General features: G+C 41.6%; 5 protein-coding genes and 2 tRNA genes. All 7 read left to right on the top strand.

The features are described from left to right. Positions 1-21 precede the first annotated feature (21 nt). Positions 22-93, top strand: a tRNA-Glu gene (locus G601_RS0113710). Positions 94-99: 6 nt separating this feature from the next. After that, positions 100-170: transfer RNA gene (locus tag G601_RS0113705), tRNA-Cys, on the top strand. A gap of 160 nt (positions 171-330) precedes the next feature. Beyond that, entirely contained in the window at positions 331-1,233 is a 903-nt protein-coding gene (locus G601_RS0113700) for a S1 RNA-binding domain-containing protein (RefSeq protein WP_026665702.1), read from the top strand. Positions 1,234-1,274: 41 nt separating this feature from the next. Continuing rightward, on the top strand, positions 1,275-1,991 hold the full coding sequence (locus tag G601_RS0113695) for an NAD-dependent protein deacylase (protein ID WP_026491526.1): 717 nt from the start codon (positions 1,275-1,277) through the stop codon (positions 1,989-1,991). A 206-nt stretch (positions 1,992-2,197) separates the two neighbouring features. Continuing rightward, positions 2,198-2,488: a 30S ribosomal protein S6 gene (gene rpsF / locus G601_RS0113690; RefSeq protein ID WP_022763530.1), complete on the top strand. Its 291-nt coding sequence runs from the start codon at positions 2,198-2,200 to the stop codon at positions 2,486-2,488. A gap of 22 nt (positions 2,489-2,510) precedes the next feature. Continuing rightward, positions 2,511-2,969 (top strand): single-stranded DNA-binding protein, encoded by a 459-nt coding sequence (locus G601_RS0113685; RefSeq protein ID WP_026491525.1) that lies wholly within the window; start codon positions 2,511-2,513, stop codon positions 2,967-2,969. Between the two features lie 57 nt (positions 2,970-3,026). Then, entirely contained in the window at positions 3,027-3,290 is a 264-nt protein-coding gene (gene rpsR, locus G601_RS0113680) for a 30S ribosomal protein S18 (RefSeq protein WP_022763528.1), read from the top strand. Positions 3,291-3,795: the final 505 nt, after the last annotated feature.

Below are 3,795 nucleotides of genomic sequence, written 5' to 3'. Positions count from 1 at the left end.
CCTGCGAGGCAGGAAAAACACGGCTCCGTGGTCAAGTGGTTAAGACATCGCCCTTTCACGGCGGTAACACGAGTTCGAGCCTCGTCGGAGTCATTACATGGTGACTTAGCCAAGTGGTAAGGCGTGGGACTGCAACTCCCTGATCGTCGGTTCAAATCCGTCAGTCACCTTTAAGAGTAAGTCTTAAATGCTAAGAGAAGCATTTAAGGCTTTTTTATTGTATAAATTATTGGTACAATTCTTCAATTCAGCGGTGTATAATTTATTTCAGATGATAAAAGAAAAGTTTTGTTCGCGTATAGACGGACTAAGGAGGGAGGAATTTCTAAAATGGAATCAATGGAAGATTTTAAGGATGAGATAGACAGATCCTTTAGACAGATTAAAGAGGGGGATATCCTTACAGGTACTGTAATTGGTATAGAGGATACCTATGTACTTCTTGATATCAAATATTACACTCAGGGTGTTATAAAGGCTGAGGATTTAAGTGATGATCCTAAGTTCAATATCAGAACTGACATCAAGGTCGGTGATGAGGTAGAGGCTACAGTAGTAGCAACCGATGATGGCAATGGCAACATTCTTCTTTCTAAGAAAGAGGCTACACAGGTTCTTGCCTGGGATAAGTTAAAGGCACTTCTTGAGAGCAAGGAGAACGTTACTGTTACTATAAGCGAAGCAGTTAAGAGTGGTGTTGTCTGCTACCTTGAGGGTATCAGAGCGTTTATTCCCGCTTCTAAGCTTTCACTTAACTACATCGAAGAGGATGCTCTTAATGACTTCGTAGGTAAGAAGTTAGAGGTTAGAGTTATCACTGCTGATGAGAAGGATAAGAAGCTTGTTCTTTCAGCAAGAGAGATCTTAAGAGAGAAGGCAGATGAGGAGAGAGCTCAGAAGGTATCTAATGTTCAGGTAGGTCTTGTAACTGAGGGTACAGTTGAGAGTCTTCAGGACTATGGTGCATTCATTAACCTTGGTAACGGTCTTTCAGGTCTTGTACATATTTCTCAGATTTCAAATCAGAGAATCGCTCATCCCAGCGCTGTTCTTAAGGTTGGTGATAAGGTTAAGGTCAAGGTTACAGCTATTAAAGACGGAAAGCTTAGCCTCAGCATGAAGGCTCTTCAGGACGTAGCTGCAACAGAGATTACAGAAGAGAAGATTGAATTTGAGAGTGAGGGTGAGGCTACAACTTCACTTGCAGATCTGTTAAAGAAGGCTGGTTTCTAATACTGTAGGCGACGGTTTTCATGGGGGAAAGGCGGTTAGCTATGGATGACAAGATTAGAGAGTTAAAAGAGCTTATAGATGGTTCTGACAATATCGTGTTCTTCGGAGGTGCAGGAGTATCTACGGAGAGCGGTGTTCCGGATTTTAGAAGTGAGGATGGTCTGTATCATCAGCACTACAAGTATCCTCCGGAGCAGATGCTTAGTCACAGCTTTTATATGAGAATGCCTGAGGAGTTTTTCAGATTCTATAAGGATAAGCTCCTTGTGAAGGGAATTAAGCCCAATAAGGCGCATTTAAAGCTCGCTGAGTGGGAAAAACAGGGTAAGCTTAAGGCTGTTATTACTCAGAATATTGATGGTCTTCATCAGGCTGCTGGAAGCAAAGAGGTATTGGAGCTCCACGGCAGCGTACACAGGAATTACTGTGAGAGATGCGGTAAATTCTATGACTTTGATTTCATGGCTGAGTGCGAGGGTGTTCCCTACTGCGACTGCGGCGGAAGGATTAAGCCTGACGTTGTTCTCTATGAAGAAGGCCTTGATATGGACGTCATGAGCAAAGCTGTTGGCTATATCTCTAATGCAGATGTGCTCATAATCGGCGGAACATCACTTGTTGTATATCCGGCAGCCGGACTTATTGATTATTATCGCGGTCACAAGCTTGTCCTGGTAAATAAGCAGGCGACGACAAGGGACTCTCAGGCGGATCTTGTGATCCAGGGACCTATTGGAGAGGTATTTAGCCAGTTATAGTATTAAAAAGCAGTTTTGGGTAATCGAAAACACTATATATAGAAGGAATGAATAGTCAGAATATTGGAAGCATATTCTGACTATCATAAATTAGGCCTTTTTTGCTTGCATGATTTCATATTTTGTGGTAAAGTCTATCTCTGTGATAATTTCCTTGTTACCGTACTGAAAACGGTAGCCAGAGACCAAAAGGAGGTAAAGAAAGCATGACAAAATATGAGTTAGCCGTTATCGTTAACGCAAAGATCGAAGACGACGCCAGAGCAGCAGCTGTTGACAAGTGCAAAGCTTTGATCGAGAGATTCGGCGGACAGATCACAAATGTTGATGAGTGGGGCAAGAAGAAGCTTGCTTACGAAATCGACAAGATGAATGAAGGCTTCTACTATTTCATTCACTTCGATGCAGAGCCTACAGCTCCTGCTGATATCGAGAAGCGTGTCCGCATCGTCGATGGCGTCATTCGTTATTTGCTTGTTAAGCAGGACGAGGCCTAAATAGAAAAGGACGAGAAAAAATATGAATAAAGTTATACTTATGGGACGTTTAACAAGAGATCCTGAGGTTAGATACTCTCAGGGGGAGAGTTCTCTTGCAATTGCAAGATACACACTTGCAGTAGACAGAAGATTTAACAGAAACAATCAGGACGGTCAGACAGCAGATTTCATTAACTGCGTAGCGTTTGGCAAGGCCGGAGAGTTCGCTGAGAAATATCTTAAAAAGGGAACCAAGATGGCCGTAACAGGCCGCATCCAGACTGGTAGCTATACCAATAAGGATGGCCAGAAAGTATACACTACTGAAGTTGTAGTTGAGGATCAGGAATTCGCTGAGAGCAAGAACGCTCAGGGCGGAAACGGAGGATTCTCAGGTGGCTCACAGCCCGTTGGATTCGATGCTCCTAGCAGCAACGGTCCTGCAGATGGTTTCATCAATGTTCCTGACGGAATTGATGAGGAGCTTCCATTCAATTAATTGATTTGTAATGCCCGATGGGCGTTGTCAACTGAAATTCGATAAGGAGGTACCACAATGGCTTTCAATAAGTCTGATAGAACCGATTCTCCTGTAAGAAGAAAAGGTGGTATGCACAGAAGAAAGAAAGTTTGCGTTTTCTGTGGAAAAGACAATGTTATTGATTACAAAGATACAGCAAAGCTGAAGAAGTTTGTTTCCGAGAGTGGAAAGATCCTTCCCAGACGTATCACAGGTAACTGCGCTAAGCATCAGAGAGAGCTTACATCAGCTATCAAGCGTGCAAGACACCTTGCACTTATGCCTTACGAGGCAGAATAATAGCATTGCTATTTGAATAGTTATTTAGAGACACTTTTTAGAAGAAATTCTAAGAAGTGTCTTTTTTTATCTCAAAATATCCTGTTCGAGGCTGACTATATAGAATATTCTCGATAGTTTTATAAAGGTTTAATTGTCAGTATATACGCTATTCCGTATAATTATTATGGTATATTGGGTTAGTATGAATTCGATTGGCCAAGGGATGAACTTCGATAAACTGCTTAGGGGGCTGATGGATTATGAATAGAAATCATACCAAGGGTTTTAAATATATATTGTCATTGACTATATTTGCAGCTTTGATCCTTGGGATACTATGCCCTTTTCTTTGATTGGGACGGTATAGAGGAATTCCTGAAATAATTAACTTCTTCATATAGCTTTTTATTTATGCTATTATTATATGGTCCTGTCTTTGACAGTTCAACAACAATAAATAACGCCGAAAACCTTGAATCATCTGGCTTTCGGCGTTATCTTTGTGCTTCTTGAAATATAGTAA

The organism is Butyrivibrio sp. FC2001 (genome assembly GCF_000424125.1).
Taxonomy (GTDB): domain Bacteria; phylum Bacillota; class Clostridia; order Lachnospirales; family Lachnospiraceae; genus Butyrivibrio.
The sequence above is the reverse complement of the archived record's forward strand: the minus strand, read 5'-3'. Positions and strand labels throughout refer to the sequence as shown.